At 42.8% G+C, this 16160-nt stretch carries 12 protein-coding genes and 1 CRISPR repeat array; of the genes, 10 read left to right on the plus strand and 2 right to left on the minus strand.

From position 1 onward, the window contains the following. Window positions 1-142 precede the first annotated feature (142 nt). From QUA54_RS27620 to QUA54_RS27665, 10 genes are all read left to right on the plus strand, one after another. Window positions 143-1873, plus strand: coding sequence for a Cas10/Cmr2 second palm domain-containing protein (locus tag QUA54_RS27620; RefSeq protein ID WP_333417476.1), 1731 nt, complete (start codon window positions 143-145; stop codon window positions 1871-1873). Further along, window positions 1858-2946 (plus strand): type III-B CRISPR module-associated Cmr3 family protein, encoded by a 1089-nt coding sequence (locus QUA54_RS27625; RefSeq protein WP_333417478.1) that lies wholly within the window; start codon window positions 1858-1860, stop codon window positions 2944-2946. Before QUA54_RS27620 ends, QUA54_RS27625 begins: the two co-directional genes overlap by 16 nt. Next, window positions 2946-3995 (plus strand): RAMP superfamily CRISPR-associated protein, encoded by a 1050-nt coding sequence (locus QUA54_RS27630; protein WP_333417480.1) that lies wholly within the window; start codon window positions 2946-2948, stop codon window positions 3993-3995. The genes QUA54_RS27625 and QUA54_RS27630 overlap by 1 nt, the downstream gene beginning before the upstream one ends. Continuing rightward, window positions 3992-4519 (plus strand): hypothetical protein, encoded by a 528-nt coding sequence (locus QUA54_RS27635; RefSeq protein ID WP_333417482.1) that lies wholly within the window; start codon window positions 3992-3994, stop codon window positions 4517-4519. The genes QUA54_RS27630 and QUA54_RS27635 overlap by 4 nt, the downstream gene beginning before the upstream one ends. Then, window positions 4520-6259 (plus strand): hypothetical protein, encoded by a 1740-nt coding sequence (locus tag QUA54_RS27640; RefSeq protein ID WP_333417484.1) that lies wholly within the window; start codon window positions 4520-4522, stop codon window positions 6257-6259. Window positions 6260-6270: 11 nt separating this feature from the next. Continuing rightward, complete coding sequence (locus tag QUA54_RS27645; protein ID WP_333417486.1) at window positions 6271-7785, plus strand: hypothetical protein; 1515 nt, start codon at window positions 6271-6273, stop codon at window positions 7783-7785. A 104-nt stretch (window positions 7786-7889) separates the two neighbouring features. Further along, window positions 7890-8738, plus strand: a complete 849-nt coding sequence (cas1, locus tag QUA54_RS27650; RefSeq protein ID WP_333417488.1) for a CRISPR-associated endonuclease Cas1 — start codon at window positions 7890-7892, stop codon at window positions 8736-8738. A gap of 3 nt (window positions 8739-8741) precedes the next feature. Then, window positions 8742-9023 carry a CRISPR-associated endonuclease Cas2 gene (cas2, locus tag QUA54_RS27655; protein ID WP_333185230.1) on the plus strand — a complete coding sequence of 94 codons (282 nt, stop codon included), beginning with the start codon at window positions 8742-8744 and terminating at the stop codon, window positions 9021-9023. 187 nt (window positions 9024-9210) lie between these two features. Continuing rightward, window positions 9211-10362: direct repeats of the CRISPR family, unit length 36 nt; unit sequence CTCCCCACTCGTTGGGGAAACTAATTGAATGGAAAC. 640 nt (window positions 10363-11002) lie between these two features. After that, on the plus strand, window positions 11003-11719 hold the full coding sequence (locus tag QUA54_RS27660; protein ID WP_333417490.1) for a hypothetical protein: 717 nt from the start codon (window positions 11003-11005) through the stop codon (window positions 11717-11719). Between the two features lie 273 nt (window positions 11720-11992). Next, complete coding sequence (locus QUA54_RS27665) at window positions 11993-12235, plus strand: hypothetical protein (protein WP_333417492.1); 243 nt, start codon at window positions 11993-11995, stop codon at window positions 12233-12235. Between the two features lie 125 nt (window positions 12236-12360). On the opposite strand, the gene QUA54_RS27670 is transcribed toward QUA54_RS27665, so the two are convergent. Together QUA54_RS27670 and QUA54_RS27675 are read right to left on the minus strand one after the other, a co-directional pair. Next, window positions 12361-15789 carry a DEAD/DEAH box helicase family protein gene (locus tag QUA54_RS27670; RefSeq protein ID WP_333417494.1) on the minus strand — a complete coding sequence of 1143 codons (3429 nt, stop codon included), beginning with the start codon at window positions 15787-15789 and terminating at the stop codon, window positions 12361-12363. Window positions 15790-15793: 4 nt separating this feature from the next. Next, window positions 15794-16159 (minus strand): AAA family ATPase, encoded by a 366-nt coding sequence (locus QUA54_RS27675; protein ID WP_333417496.1) that lies wholly within the window; start codon window positions 16157-16159, stop codon window positions 15794-15796. Between the last annotated feature and the right edge of the window lies 1 nt (window position 16160).

Raw genomic sequence — 16160 nt, forward strand, 5'->3', positions numbered from 1 at the left:
CAAGAGATTTAATAAATATTGTAAATTGCGAGACTCGAAGCTGGCTCGGCTGATATATTGAGTTGAGTAGAACTTAAGCAGTTAGCAACTGGGGACTACCAGCAGCATTCAGGTGGGCATTGCCCGCCTTAAAATTGAATTTATGTCTGCATACACTGCGATCACCTTTGCCCCGGTTCAAGGCTTTATTGAGAAATCCCGCAAACTCCGAGATTTGTATGGGGCCTCGCTGATTTTATCTTTTTTGAGTTCTAAGCTCGTACAAAAAGCAGATGCTTTAGGACTTAAGGTAATTTCTCCTGGATTGCCTCATATACCAGAAGGAATGCCAAACCGAATTCTAATTAAAGGGAAATTTGAGCGCAATGATGTCCAAAATACTCTCTTAAAAGAATGGCAAAAGATTTTGCAAATTTCCCGAGTCTGGATAGAAGACAACCTCGGTATCCCCAAAGATCAATATTACTGGTCACAAACAGAAGATACAAAAGGCAGACAAAAAGGAGAGTGGGAACGATGGGGAAGCTATACCTGGGAAGTTTTTTGGGGATACGGTGAATCTGAAAAAGAAGCCATCAAAAAGGCAATGGATGACTTGGAGACTCGCAAGCTAAAGCGAGATTGGACAGCTATCAACTGGATTGGTGAAAGTTCAAGTTTGACGGGAACGGATGCGATCGCATGGCATGAACTAGGTAAAGAGTCAAAAGAACCAGGGCGAAAGCTCACAAAACAGGAACAGGAGTCACAAGAACTTTTTTATCGCCGATTGTCTTGGCTGCTGGACAACCCAGATGACAGAATTGGGAAACCAAGTCTCTCGCTAAAAGACTTGAGAGACTATGAGAAACCTAAACCGGAGAATATTGGGAAATATATTGCTGTCAACGAACGTCTGAGTATTCCCGAATTGGTCAAGCGTTTAGTCACCTATGACAAAATCGCTGATACTATCGGGATGCAGAAACTCAAAAAACAAGCAGATGACCCAGAGTTCAAAGATATCCACCGTGAAGCTGGATACTGGACAGGCTGGTTTATGGGCGATGGCGACAAGGTTGGAGATAAGCTTCAAGAACTTGCTACGCGCCCTGAAAATGATGGAAACAAGCAAGAACATGACCTCAAAAACTTCAGTGAGCTAATGAGAGAGTGGGGAAAAGGTTTCCAGTATAAAAAAGATTTATTTCCTCAAGGTAAAGGTCGTGTCATCTATGCTGGTGGCGATGACTTTCTCGGAGTGCTTTACAGTGAGGAGATGAAAAAGCCAGAAAAACCTGAAAAAGTTAAACCAATAGAGGCTTTAAATTGGTTGTTAACTCTAGAAGACCACTGGAAAGAGCATCAAAACACAATTAAGCAGAAATTGAATCTTGATTTTACCTATAGTGTAGGTTTTGTTTTGGCGGGGCATCAGGTGCCACAGCGAGATATTTTGCAACACTGTCGGGAAGCCGAAAAACGGGCAAAAAGTTTGGGACGTGATCGGCTTACGATTCGAGTAGTTTTTAACAGCGGTCAATTTGTGGAGTGGACTTGCCCTTGGGATTATTTAGATATCTTAAAAAAATACCGCGATCGCGATGGTAATACAGGAAATCAAGCCAACTGGAATCACATCTACAACGATTGGGCAGAACTGAAGTCGCGTCATGCAATTCGGCTCAGTGAAACCGAAAAACTGAAAGTTAATGACTATCTCGCCATTGAATTTCTCGATTACTACTTCGACGACGCAGGTAAAAAGATTCGTCATAAACATCCACATGATAAGCGTTGGGAGTATATTGCAGGAAATAACAAACCTCTTGCAGTGGTGCAATGGATTGATGACCTAATTCAAGTGGGATGGCAGCTATGTTCCAACACCTAATTACTGTTTCACCTTTGGGATTGATGTATGGTAGTGCCGGAGCATTTTTATCACCGGAGAACTTAGTAGGGCGATCCGGTGCGAAATTTCCTCCTGATGCGGCAACTTTATCAGGATTATTTTTCAGCACCAATCACGTAACAAAAGAAAGTATCACCGAGCATAATGAATTAGCTCAAAAATTATATGTGGCAGGCCCATTTTGGGCTGAGAAGAACACGCCTGAAACATTTTATGTCCCGATACCCAGACATCGAATCATTTCAATTGAAAAACAAGATGATGACGAATGGTTTCTGGATGATAAGCAATGCTGGCAAAGGAATTCAGAACCCAAGAAGAAAGATATTGAGCCAGACTGTTTTTGGCAAAGTATTGATTCTTGGAAGCGAAAAACTCGCCCGATCCGTACAAATAAAGAAGCCAAAAAAGTTCCTTGGGAGTATGTCTCATTTCTTCATCCCAAAATGAAAGATGATGAGCGTCATGTAATGGATCGAGACGGTTTGTTCCTGGAGAATGCTGTTCAAATGGACGAAGACTATTGTTTAGTCTATTTATCTACCCACGCACTACCAGATGGTTGGTATCGCTTTGGTGGAGAAGGACACACAGTGGAGATTGCTAGTCATCCCCTCACACTAGATAGCACTATCAATCAATTGCTTCGCCCAGACAACCAAATTAAACGTGCTTGTGCGCTGATTACTCCTGGGGTTTGGGGTTCTAATAAATTGTCCTACCGCTATCCTAAACATCCTGAGTTTCCCAGGTGTGGATTGAAAATGCTGACAGATAAAGCAGTACCCTATCGCTATCGCATGGGCAACCGGAAAACTGAGGCGGGACGGCAAGGGCAAGGAGGACAGTTGGGGAGAGGGCGATATGCAGTTCCGGTAGGTAGTGTGTATGTGTTCAAAAAAGAGTTAAATAAAACTTGGTGGGAGTTTCCAGATGATTGGTTCCCAGAAGCAAGGTTGCTGGAAAAAGAAGGATTGTCAACCAAAAAATCCTTGTTAAAGAAAGTTGGTTGTGGGTTGTGTTTACCAGTTGAAATTCAAGGAGTAGTGTAATGTATCAAAAAGGCTATGGCATTATTGACACTTTGGCTCCATTGCACGTAGGTGCTACAGCCGGAGAGGAAAGCGGTAATTTGAATCTAATTTTTCGCGATCAATTTACTCGGACAGGCATCATTCCTGGTAGCTCACTGCGTGGTCGCTTTCGCTCTGAGATGCGCCCCAAGCGTCAATCATGGTTGGAGAAAACACTGGCAGATAGGAATATAGATATTCCCGAGGCATCGGAACGAGAAATTGTCGAAGTTCTGGATAATGGCAAGGAAAATCGCATATCTCGACTCAATTGGTTGGATAAAAAAGCTAAAGAATTAAATGTTGAACCTCCAAAAGAAATTGACGAAAACTTTTGGTACGGGACTTCAGCCGATTCGGAACTTTCAGATTCGACAACTGAAGCGATCGTCAAATTTGAGTATGCTTCGGTGTTATGGATACCTGTCTTTTGTCCAGGACAGCCGATTGTCTGGGTTAGCAGTCCTAAGCTTCTGAAACGCTATCAACGCATAGCTGGAGAATTCGTGACACTCAAGGATGGGACAAAGCTTAAAGACATCAAGCCATCTTTTATTGAGAATCTCAAATATACAGGTTCTCAAACTGTAAAAACTTTACCCGTTGAAGGTAAAAAGAAGCTGTTCTTCAATTTTGGCTTTCTGGAATTAACAAAAGGCAAAACTGACCTGTCTGCGTGGTTTCCGCTGGGTGAAGAATTACCAGCCGTAGTAGTTGCAGATGATGAAATTAGCATGATTCACGATATGGCGCTTTATCGTCAGAGTCGAGTGCGGTTGAAAGACGACGAAAAGCGTGTCGATGCTGGTGGTTTTTTCAATACAGAAGCCTTACCTGAAGGCACGATTATGGTTTTTCCCGTTGCTATCCGCAATACCGCAACGAAATCTTGGCAACCATTTAATAATGACACCGAAAGCAGTGAAATATATCTGGGCGGCTTGGAGTCGATCGGCTTTGGCAATTGTAAAATAACACTGAAGAATATTGCATCTAAGAAAATTGAACAGCAGGAGATAAAAGCATGAGTTTGAAACCCTATGAAATCGATCGCCTTGCCCACGATTTAGTGCTGAAGTTCCGAGATAAAAAGGATAAAAAAAATAACGATATATTGGGCGAAAGTCATAAAATGCGCATGGCGACTGCCTATGGGCTAGAAAGATTTTGGGGAGAACATCTGCGTCTGCAGCGAGAAAGCCAGGATAAAGCCGATTTCTGGAAAGAAACCTGGACAACTTTCTGCAAAATTATGAAAGACGCAGGTATTACTATTCCCAACGATCCAGTTAATGTCAACGATGCTAATTCTACTACTGCTATTAAAGCAATGGCAAACAAACTTTGGACTTTCGGTATACCCGAGAAGGGGGTTAATCCAAACGAGCCTACTGCTGTTCAACCAACGATAGATGAACTCTCAGAGGATGAGATTGAGCAATACAATAATCAACGCAAAATTGCACTGTCAGTGCTTACAGAACTTTGTGACAGTATGGTTTGGTGGACTCAACGTTACAAAAAACCTAGAAATCTAAAGGATAAAAAATAGATGTCTGACCATAACGATGTTCCATTAATGTTTCAAGCTCAAATAGCTGGGCGATCGCAAATTCAGAAACTAGAAAATTTAAAAAAAACGAGGCGACCACAACAACAAGCCTATGATTGGGTAGACCAATGGGAGAAAGCTTGTGATGCTAATAATGTACCAACTTTTGACAAATATACTCAGACAATAGAATACACTTTCACTTGGCGAATGGTAACAAACAGCGGACAGGATGGGGGAGTAATTCGTCCAGTTATTGGAGAAAGAGGATGGGCTTATTTCCCTGGTTCCAGTATGAAAGGATCTTTCCGCAGGGCTTGCACATCTCCAGCAGAAAAGTTGAGGTACTGTGGCAGCCAACATCAGGATGCTGAACTGCATCCTGGGATTCTCCGATTTCATGGTGGCTATCCTAAAACTGCTGAATGGTTGAATAGTTCCCTGGTAGATGTAGTTCACCCCCAAGAAGATTGGCAGGTTAAGGATGGATCGAGTCATAGGGCCTTAGTTCAAATTTCGCTGTATAAACCAACATTCATTTTTGGCATCTCTAGCACAATAATTCCAGAAAAAGATCCTGAATGGACTCGTATTTGGGAAATTTGGCAAATTGCATTAGAACGGGGAATTGGTTCTAGGGTTAGTGCTGGATATGGTCAAATAAAATCACATAAAAGTAACAGACTTTTGACTATTGGTTTACAAGGACAAGGGTTAACCTCGAAACGAATTAACAATGTAGGAGAATTTCGTCCTAATGTCTTTAAAGCTGCTTTGCGCGGTCATACCCGCCGATGGTTGAGTGGCATAACTGATGATATAACAGCCGAGCGATTGACTAAACAATTATGGGGTGGCTTTGAAGGTAAAAATGCAGTTATTGGGTTGCTTGGTATTGCCTTCAATTCTCCCGAGTTATATGATGAAGATATTTATGTCTATAAAGATAATGTTAAGGACATAGAAATGCCTATTTATGAAACAGGGAATTCATCGCTTAATCTCTTAATCATGCAAAAGGTTTCAGAGCAGAATCGCCATAATTTACGTCTTTGGATAACGCAACTCGTCAAGTTTGCCATGTTGTTAGGTGGGTTTGGTAAGTCTTGGCGAAGAGTCGATCACCGATTATTTTCTCATTCTTCGGAATTTCCACAATATTTAACCGATTCTCAGAGACGAAATATTAACCCAATGATTGGTTGTCATTGGACTTTTACCGAGTCATCTAAAGCTTGGTATGTTCCTGTAGAAAGTTTGGAAGATGTGACAAAGTTTCTGGATGGTCTGTATGATAAAACGCAAAAACTTGTAGAAAAAAAAGCTTTAGACTTCTTGAAAAAAAGTAGCTATCCAATTAATACCCCTAGTGATAACATTCGGGAAGCATGGCGAAAAGGAAATGTAGAAGTTTGGGGACGTGTTGCTAAAAATGCAAGTGATTGCGATGCGATCGCCTGGTTTCATCGAGCTTATCAAGGTAAAAAATCGATAAAAGCGTCTGAACTTACGGGTTGGTCAAGCTGTGAGGATCGCCAACCCCAAACGCAAATCGGGCGTATTTGGCATCGGATGTATCCACGCTATCGAAAACGAGGTGAGGAACTGATTAATACAAAAGAGTACGTTGAACTGCTAACAATATTCCCAAATCGGTCTGGCAACGAAGAAGAAGTCAGAAAAACTGAAGATTTTCTCAAATTCCTTAAAGATTCTAGCGACTTTATCCAACTTTGGTAAGAGAGGCAAACATGAATATTTGGATAGTTACAACAGGCAGTAGCGATGTACAGCTAAAAAGTGATGAGTCTTGGCATGATTGGTACGATCGATCGTCTGTTAAAAGAAATTGTGAGAACTTACCATTCAAGCCAATACAGATTCTTGAAGATAGCGACGAACCTTACCGGATTTCACCTAGAGTATTAGGTAAGGTTTATGAAGCCCAGCCAGAAGAAGTTTGGCAATATCTGGAGTTCCCCTTACTGCGTCAGTTTACCACTCAATTACAGGGTAATAAAGTTACTAAAGTTTATCTTTTGGTAACGGATCAGACTGAGAAATTCAATGAAGAGCGAGAAGATCGCAGGTGTCCTTATTGGCAAGATACCTGTGAATTACAGCCGATTCTTGAACGCTATTTTAAGGAGCAGGATGAGTTTCGTGATGTTGAGTTGATTCCCATCTATCTATCTCCTGAAAAAAATAAACCAGGTTTAGATGACTGGAACCATGTGCTAGGAATTGTCCGCACTGCATTTAGTGAGGAGATTAAACTTGAACCTGATACGGTCTATGTCAGCCATCAGGCAGGTACTCCGGCAATTTCTTCGGCTGTTCAGTTTATGAGTCTCGCCAGATTCGGAGAACGAGTTAAATTTCTGGTTAGTAATGAGTACGAGAAGAAGCCACTCGATCCGATTGACAGTTCCGAATATCTCAAAGGGATTAAGTTTGAACAGGCTAAAGCACTACTCAGCAACCATGACTATGCAGGAGTAGAATTATTAGTCAAGGATTACTTAGATTTTGAAACTCAGATTTTGCTTGATGCCGCAATTCAATGGAACTTTGCTAAGTTTGATGATTTTGCTAAAATGGTTTTGCAGCATCCAGATGGCAATCTTGTTGAAAAAGTTAACGATCGCACTAAAAAAGAAAATTGGTGGTGGACTGCTTATGAAGAGGGTTATTTAGCAGTAGTTCGACTCGATCAAAAGAACACTGTTGAAGCAATGTTCCACAGTTTTCGTGCAGTAGAAGGTTTAATTCGAGAATGGGCGGTATGGAAATATCAACCGCAGATTAGAGATTCTAATCCAAACCAACCAAGAACACTATATTTTCATGATGAAAATATAAATATGTCAACACAGCTAAGATACTGGTTCGATCGATTTTTTAATAAAAACCACTCTAATGTTGGATTGTTTGGGGAGCCACTTTTTGAATTGCTCAAAGCATCTCTTTCGCCGGGAAGATGGCATAACAATTCTGACATAAAAACAGTTGCCAAAATAACGAAAGAGGAAAGAAATTCCATCTTTCATCAATTACGAGGTTTACGAGAACCAGAGCTTTTCGCAGCTTGGGATACTGACCATGCAGAAGACTGGGAAAAAAGGGTACTAAGCTGTTTAATTTTTATATCTGAGCAAGATCCAGATTTTGACTTATCAAGAGAATTACCTTTGAAAGAAGTCAGCCTCATATCCCACGTACACAAGGAATTGAAAAATGCGATCGCCCCTAACAACTTCCCCTAACAACCTCCAAACTTAAATCGCCTTATCGGGATTTACGCATCACAACCAAAGAACCGGGGGAGCGGGGTTTCTACGACTAGAACGAGTATTGTCGCAAAAACCCGATGTATGGCTACCCGTGCGTAATTCCGATTTATGCAACTCAAGCAATTAGGACTTGTTCGCGCATGGGTTACTGTTACGGGCGGATTCTGCCGATCGAACGCGGTTATCGCCAACTTTCTCGCTACCAGCAACAGTTGTGTTTTGCAGAACGCTTGCAGGTGGCCAGACGCATCGTACAAGCTAAGCTGAAAAATAGTCGCGTTATCCTGATGCGGCAGCAGCGCCGACAAGCTTCTGATGCGATTGTTTTTGCAATTCAGTGTTTGGAACATTTAATCAAAAAAGCTGGGGAGGCTGAAACTATTGAGAAGTTGATGGGGATGGAAGGTGCGGGGGCGGCTCAGTATTTTTCGGCTTTTGAAGAATGTCTCAGCAATCCTGATTTTTTGTTTGTGGGCAGGTCGCGCCGCCCTCCGGGTAATCCGGTTAATGCTATGCTCAGTTTTGGCTATCAAGTTCTCTGGAATCATTTGTTGAGTTTGATCGAATTGCAAGGTTTAGATCCCTATTCGGCTTGTTTGCACCAGGGAACGGAACGCCATGCGGCTTTGGCTTCGGATTTGATTGAGGAATTTCGGGCACCTATTATTGATTCGTTAGTTACTTATTTAGTCAACCGCCGATTTGTGGATGCTGGCAATGATTTTGTCTACAGTAACGGGGGGTGTTTTTTAAATGATACTGGCAGGCGCAAGTACCTGAAAGCCTTTTTAGAACGCATGGAGGAGGAAATTGAAACTGACTCTGGCAAGCAGCCTAAGTGGGATTTGCTCAACCAACAAATCAAAGCCTACAAACAGTTTGTTTACAACCCAACCGAGCTTTACAAACCTTACCAAATTCGTTAAGCGTTGCTTTTCTACGTGGTGATTTACGATATTCCCGACAACAAACGGCGCTCTAAAGTGCATGATTTGTTGGAAGGTTATGGGACTTGGGTGCAGTATAGCGCTTTTGAGTGCGTACTCAGTCGGGCTAAGTTTGATGAATTGCGATCGCGAGTTGAGCAAAAGGTAAATCTCGAAGAGGATAGCATCCGGTTTTATCCGGTGTCGCGCCATACTTTGGGACAGGTAGAGGTTTTGGGAGTGGGAGCGCCGGTGACAAAAGCACCTGGGTCAGTGATTATTTAGCTCAGGTTGCGAGGCTGGCGGTAAATTAGCTCAAACGACCTTTTTCAGTCGCGAGCCTCGCAGCTTTACTGGGCAAGGATTTCAGAAATCATCGCGAGCGAACACAGGTTTATGTTCGGGGGAAAATATCTGAGCCTCGCAAATGGCCGTTAGACACCTTGCACTGTCTTGGGTGTATCATAGAGGACTCCCCACTCGTTGGGGAAACTAATTGAATGGAAACGCTGTGTAAGTTAATCTCTTCTTTAAACTCTTTGACTCCCCACTCGTTGGGGAAACTAATTGAATGGAAACGTCGTAAAGGTAGCACCAAGTACAACCACTGCAAACTCCCCACTCGTTGGGGAAACTAATTGAATGGAAACCTGAATTAAGCGTCAACATGAGTAGCTTGTTAGGCAACTCCCCACTCGTTGGGGAAACTAATTGAATGGAAACAATTCCTCAAAATAAAGTCTAAAGACAGTAGCATATAAATCTCCCCACTCGTTGGGGAAACTAATTGAATGGAAACATATACCTCTTCAGCATCTGTACCTACATCTTCTGCGACTCCCCACTCGTTGGGGAAACTAATTGAATGGAAACATCATGGATACCTCTGCATAGGTGAACAGATTCACCTCCCCACTCGTTGGGGAAACTAATTGAATGGAAACTTAGATAGCTGGCTATCCATAACCTTCTTGGTAGTCTTGATTACCTCCCCACTCGTTGGGGAAACTAATTGAATGGAAACTGTTCTCTTCACGTTATGATACTCTCTGTTATGTGTGTCACTCCCCACTCGTTGGGGAAACTAATTGAATGGAAACGCAACCATGCCTCGATATTTCCAGCATTAAAGTCAAGACTCCCCACTCGTTGGGGAAACTAATTGAATGGAAACATTTTAATTCCTTGACCAGTAACTCCAGCTAATGTATGTGCTCCCCACTCGTTGGGGAAACTAATTGAATGGAAACATCCCCGTTAATGATTAGAGATAGTAAATGTTCTCCCCACTCGTTGGGGAAACTAATTGAATGGAAACGTATAGGCTAGATAGTGAACTCCGAACCCCCAATCTCCCCACTCGCTGGGGAAACAAATTGAATGGAAACGGGAATCCTTTTTCCCACAACTCGAACCACACCTCAAAATTGATCCACGACTCCCCACTCGTTGGGGAAACTAATTGAATGGAAACACAGGAATTTTTGTGACTACTTCAACCTGAAGAGGAGGTCTAATCCCCACTCATTGGGGAAACTAATTGAATGGAAACTTTCATTCATGTGCGTTGTACTCTCAGTGGAATGTACTCCCCATTCGCTGGGGAAACTAATTGAATGGAAAAACCCGGATAGCCTATGGTGGCAGTCCGGGTTTTTCTGTCTTCACTCGTTGGTGGCAGTTAAACGATGAGGCTAGAGAGTTTGCGATCGGTGCAACTAGCTCAGGAAAATCAATTTCCCCATCTTGGATTTGGAACTCCTACAACTCTCAAAATAGGTTCATATCCTGACCCAGGGCTTAACACTGCTACAGATTCATCAGGATATAAGCATTTCCCTGCCTAACCTTACCCTGCACCCTGAGCCGATCGCCTTTTTTGGTAGCGATTAGAACAACACCGACTAGGATCGCCTGACAATTAGAACAAAACCTAAAAGCACTCAAAACCTTTTTAAGACGGGAAATAGCGGTACACCCGCCCTGTCACGGCAGAAATTGTAGAATTAGGTGCTGAGTGCTGGCACGGGTTTTGACAATCTTAGAGGTGGCAGGCTTAACAAACCCTCAATCTTCATCTGAAAATTCTCACAGGTTGGCTCGAACGCAGCCGCCCCCATCAGGAAAATTCTCCCTCAAACTTCCTTCGAGCGAAATACTGACACCAAAATTCTACGACTTCTAACAACATAGGCATGGATAATGAAAATAGTTCAAGATATCCTAAGAAGCTTAGCAGATACAGATAAACATAAAAATGTGATATGAACGTTTCGGAAGATTTGAATGGGGCATGGAAAAATGTTTGGAATGTCTTGGAACCAGATAAGTCTTGGTTGACCGATGCAGCTAAATGCGATTGCATCCAGGAAAAACTTTCCTATTTTAATTCCGAACACGCCAACAGTTCGCAACATATTGACCGAGTTATTAAAGCTTTATCTAGAGGAAAGGCTTTAGTTCAAGCAGCGATCGAATGGCAAAATCCTGCCATCGGTCAAAGCGAAACCCGCAGCGTCAATGATAAGCTGCGGGGACATCAGTGGAGGCTGGTAATCGCCTACAGCGGTTTTGAGATTGCATCTAAAGCTTTAATGATGGACAAGTGGAACAGGCAAGTTGAGAAGGAGATGTATGAAAGATTTCTGGAAAAATGCGTCCTGCCCGACTACAAACCAATAGAGCCGCCTAGAGGTAAACCAAAGCTTGAAAAATGGCAGGATAAGGAAGAGGGAGCATTAGCCGAATTCCTGGGAGTAACTTCAGGAGATCGGAAAGCGATCGATCGGTGGCTGGTTCAATCCCAATCTGTAGATTCCTGGTGTGAGGCATACAAACTGGCGAAAGCTCTCAGAAATGCTTCGGCTCACGGATTCTTACTGCCAACTAAGATCCATGACTGGGGACTCAAGAACGGATTTCTTAGACTGACCGACGATTTGGCAAAGATTGTGATAGCTGGACTAAGCAAACTTGCCTAAACTATGTTCGGAGAATTATGGGGTTTGCATCTTTGCCGACGAGGTATTGACTTTTAGCAGCGATTCAGCATATCATTGAGCTAGAAATATGCAACGGGTCTGAAAGGCGCAATTTTTCGAGACTGTTGCATATTCTTTGTTTTTGAAGGATTCAGAATAAATCGAAAGCGATGTCGGAGGTCGGCGGCTGGGCTATCGCACCAGTTAATCAGACCTGGAGCCGAGAGTTTTTTGACGTTCCCCGGCAATTGCGATTAGAGGCGTACCGATTTCATGCCTAACCGACAAGTTCGTTCGATGAAAGAAAGCGCAAAATTCCAGAAAGGGCAAAGAGTGGGCATCTACAACTCCCAAGGGTCGCGACAGATTTATGAAGTAGATGAGGTTGTTTGGGCTGGGTCAACTTGGACGTATATTTTTTTAGAATGCAATACTAAAAATCCGGTTTTTGTTACTTTTAGCAGCGGCGGTTATTCTCGGTATCGGCAAGAAGAACGCTGGTTGTCTTCGGTTTAAACAGCCAAGAGCGGGAAAAAATGCCAGTCTGCGCGTTCCTCAGCACAAAAAGCCAGGGTTCACTGCAATCATAATTGTGCTTCAACTCAGATTATTTGTAACGCCCCAGGTTTTACTGCTGTGCCTTATGCTGCAGCCCGTGTAGAAACTTCTTCAAGAATAGAAAATAATTCATCTAGCTGAGTCGAAGTAAATAATCCGTCTGGCCCCTGTGGCGTAATGTCGGTAAATGGGGATTCATAAAGGATTGCTGCATCCATTGCGCCATGTTCGGTTAGGTGATTCACAATCATATCCACAAATTCAATTTGATTGGAGTTAAGATTTTTACCAGCTATAAACTTCGCTAGTTCCTGCTTGGCTACCTCTCGATCGAGTCCTACTAAGGAACGGACGAATAAGCCTAACCCATGCGACTCTTCTTTAGCACGGTCTATATCCTCCTCTACGCCTAATTTGTTCTCTAGTAATATCTTCTCTAACTCAGATAAATCGGATGGAGTGAGCTGTTTGTTAGTCCGCAGCTTAAAAATGACCACATGATCTTGATGCGATCGCAAAAAAGCCCTTGTTTTAGCACGGAACTTCTCAAAATTATCTAATGCTGTAAAACCAGGCAACTCTACTATTATCTCATCCCCCATCACATCCTCAAAGTCGGTGTAAATAGGTTGGCGTTTTTGTTTCTCAATCAGCTTTATTAACCCCCGTAGGCGTTTGCGTAACACCTCCAGCATTGGTAATGTCACATCTTGCCACCACTCATCGGTTTGTACCTCCTGAATCAGCGCTAATTGTTCTTGCACGAAGGGAATGGCAGATTTCTCCTCTAGCAATCCTGCAAGTGACTTCACCTGTTCTTGTAAACGCTTAAACGTAGAGTCAGAGCGCAGGATTGCTAATTGTAACTTCAGCATCAGAACATCAAATCTTTTTATTTCTTCTGTTTCTGTTTGCAATTGGGAAGGTAAACCCGCTATTTCTTGACTAAGTTCAAGAAAATCATCGATCGATAGCGACGCCCATGCTGCGGAATTAGCATATTTCTCTACAAATCGTTGTTTAGGTCGCACTATGAAGTTTTCAGGATTCATAGCCGCCACTTCGGTATTGAGTAAATAGGCTAGTTCCTGGCGCAATTCAGCATCAGTCTTGGGTTCTTTAGAGGCAGCTTGATACTCTTGAAGCTTGCTCAGTTGTGCTGAATTAATTGGTTGATTTTCAGGTATTCTTTTATCTAACTCTCCGATCAACTCTAATCGAGCGGTAAACAGTTGCTGACCCAATGATTTAGTTATTGGTGCATTAACAGTCGCTGAGTTTTGTTGAAAAAACTCTAAATTTTGGCAATAATCAAACAGATAAAAAAATTCTTTATCTTGCCCTAGCCCAAATAGGTCAGGACATAGCCTCGTACCTCGTCCTATCATCTGCCAGAACTTAGTTTTGGAGCGAACAATTTTGAACAGCACCAGATTAACTACCTCTGGCACGTCAATCCCTGTGTCGAGCATATCCACTGAGATTGCGATATGAGGTTCTTTATCTTTTTGGGAAAAGTTATCAATCAGGCTTTGAGCATAGGAGGTTTTGAAGGTAATGACGCGGGCAAACTCACCTTTAAAGTGGGGGTAGTTGACGTTGAACCGCTCAGCAATAAATTCTGCATGATCTTGATTTTTAGCGAAAATAATGGTTTTGCCGAGACGATCGCCCCCAGCAACCTTTAATCCCCTAGTCATCAGATGCTCTAGCACCTTATCCACGGTATCCTTATTGAATAACCACTTGTTGACTGCTTCGGCTTCTACGCGCTCAGGGGCTTTGCCTTCGTCATCCCATTCAAGCGCATCCCATTCTTCTCTTTCGGATTCAGAGAGTTCACCATAATTAATGCCTTGTCGCTGGAACTTAAGCGGCACTGATACTGCTTTAAGCGGGACTAGATAACCATCCTTTACGGCATCTTCAAGCGAGTAAGCATCGGTAGGTACGCCATTTTCTAAGTCAAAGAGCCCGTAAGTGTTGCGGTCAATTTCATCCTTTGGTGTAGCGGTTAGCCCTAGCAGGACAGAATCAAAGTAGTTGAAAATTGTGCGGTATTTCTGAAAAACAGATCGGTGAGCTTCATCAATAATAATTAGGTCAAAATGCCCTACGCCAAAACGACGCTGACCGTCGCGGGTATCATTAATTAATCCCATCATGGTCGGATAGGTGCAAGCAAATACCCGTCCTTCAGTATCTTTTTCTGTGACTAAGTTTACTGGCGCGGCATCGGGGAGATGTTTCTTAAATACATTGATTGCCTGATTTACCAAAGCTACACGATCTGCTAGAAATAGAACCCGTTTAGCCCAGTTACAACGCATCAGTAGATCGACTAAGGCGATCGCGGTTCTGGTTTTGCCTGCACCAGTCGCCATAACTATCAGGGCTTTGCGGTCTTTATCAGTCTCTAAAGCTTCGGTAATGTGACGGATGGCACGAGTTTGATAATAGCGTTCGGCAATGGTGGAGTTAATTGTGCCTGTTGCTAAAGATTTACGGGTAGCTCGGCGCTGTATAAGTAATTGTAATTCAGTTTTTTTATAAAATCCTTGCACCTGTCGCGGTGGGTAATTGGTATCATCCCACAGCCAATGCTCGTAACCGTTAGAGTAGAAAATAACTGGACGCTGATTAAATTGGTTTTCTAGGCAATCAGCATATAGCTTAGCCTGTTGTTGCCCGATGCGGGGGTCGTTTCGGGTGCGCTTGGCTTCTACGAGTGCCAGAGGTTTACCATCATCGCCCCAGAGGACGTAATCAACAAAACCTTGACCTGATGAATTGGGCATCCCTGCAACCGGAAACTCGCGATCGCGTTGTTGATCTAAGTTCCATCCGGCTTCTTTTAACAAAAGGTCTATAAAAATATCGCGGGTTTGTGCCTCAGAATAGTCGTGGGTATCTGGCTGGGTGACACTGGCTTCCTTGACTGCTGCCAATTCTGCCCGTAGTTGTTTCAGTTCTTCATCAATTGCATTTTTGTCTGCTAGAAGTGTTGAGAGCTTTTCATCGCGATCGCGTAGTTGAGTTTCTAGTTTCTGAAGTTGTTCAATGGTTTGCTTAGGAACTGGTGCAGTCTTGGGCAATGCGTCAGAGTTGAAGGTAAGCCCCGCATTGGGTTTGCTAGTGCGTCCATAGGTGTGTGCTAACCAATATGTAACGTGAAACAACTCCCGTACAGCATTTATAGCATCATTAACAGAGATAGGTCTGGCGCTGTGGACTGCCAGATTTCCTAGTTTGATAATGACTCTTGCTTTGTTAAATATTGCTTCACTTACTAAGTTTTTAAAAGTAGGTTCGTGAACCAAGGCGCTTAAATTATCTTGATATGGCAGTTCTAGGGAATTATCGTACTTATATAACCAATTAACGGTTAACTCCAAAGTTCGACGGGCATAAAAGCAGGCAGTGCGAGGGTCTGGATGTACTGCATCAACTGCTTTCTTGGCGGATTCATAAATTGTAGGGAATTCAGCTTGGAGGAAAGTAAACTGGCTCATATATTTATCTAGGCATTTGGTGATAGTTCTGTAAATCGCTGTCTAGTGACCAGATAAAAACTTCACTCATGGAGAAAATATTACAAGACTTATAAAATTCCTTAATGATGCTAAGATCACAGAAACTTGTTCCTTCTTGTTTATTAGGAGCTTTATTTTTGCCAGCTTCATCAGGGAATTGGTCAATTCCCTCCAATATATCAAGTTTTTGACCTTGTGGCAGCCATGACAGAAAGCGTAAACCTCCAAAAGCGTTACTTTTGCCTGTGGCGTTTGCACCTATTAGCACTGTCAGCGATCCAAGAGGCAATCGGCTTATGCTGTAACTTTTGAAGTTAGCGAGGGTAAATTCTGTCAGCATGGCGTTCATG

It is taken from the genome of Microcoleus sp. MOSTC5, assembly GCF_036701825.1.
Taxonomy (GTDB): domain Bacteria; phylum Cyanobacteriota; class Cyanobacteriia; order Cyanobacteriales; family Microcoleaceae; genus Microcoleus; species Microcoleus asticus.